Source organism: Streptomyces shenzhenensis, from assembly GCF_021462265.1.
GTDB classification, from domain to species: domain Bacteria; phylum Actinomycetota; class Actinomycetes; order Streptomycetales; family Streptomycetaceae; genus Streptomyces; species Streptomyces shenzhenensis.
The window spans coordinates 1-507 of sequence record NZ_JAJONF010000195.1 but is presented as its reverse complement, the minus strand read 5'-3'; the positions used below and the strand labels follow the sequence as shown (position 1 = coordinate 507).

The following is a 507-nucleotide window of genomic DNA, read 5'->3' as shown; positions in this document are numbered from 1 at the left end:
TCCAGAGTTCGGCTACCGCTTCCTCGCCGACGAAGCGCGCGGCGCCGGGGCCGTGATGGCGAACCGCACTGCATGGCGGATCTGCCGGGACAACCGCTGGTGGAGCGTGTTCGACAAGAAGCATGGCAAGGGCAGGAAGGCCGGCCCGCCGGTGCACGACGACCTGGTCCGCCGTGACTTCACCGCGACCTGTGCGAACCGGCTGTGGCTCGCCGACATCACCGAGCACGCCACCGGCGAAGGCAAGCTCTACCTCTGCGCGGTCAAGGACGCCTTCAGCAACAGGATCGTGGGCTACTCCATCGATGCGCGGATGAAGTCCCGCCTGGCCGTGGCCGCCCTGGACAACGCCGTGGCCCGACGCCCAAATTGCCCGGGCAACTACGCAAGACCCTCACCTGGGACCGCGGGAAGGAGCTCTCCGGTCACGCCCGGTTCGCCATGGAGAGCGGGACGCGGGTGTTCTTCGCTGACCCGCACTCGCCCTGGCAGCGACCGACGAACGAG

Annotated in this window: 2 pseudogenes; both read left to right on the top strand. The window is 68.4% G+C overall.

Annotation, left to right across the window (positions count from 1 at the left end):
* A pseudogene (locus LQ326_RS49065) lies at positions 1 to 367 on the top strand (DDE-type integrase/transposase/recombinase); the annotation flags it as partial.
* Positions 368 to 369: 2 nt separating this feature from the next.
* Positions 370 to 507, top strand: a pseudogene (locus LQ326_RS49060) (IS30 family transposase); the annotation flags it as partial.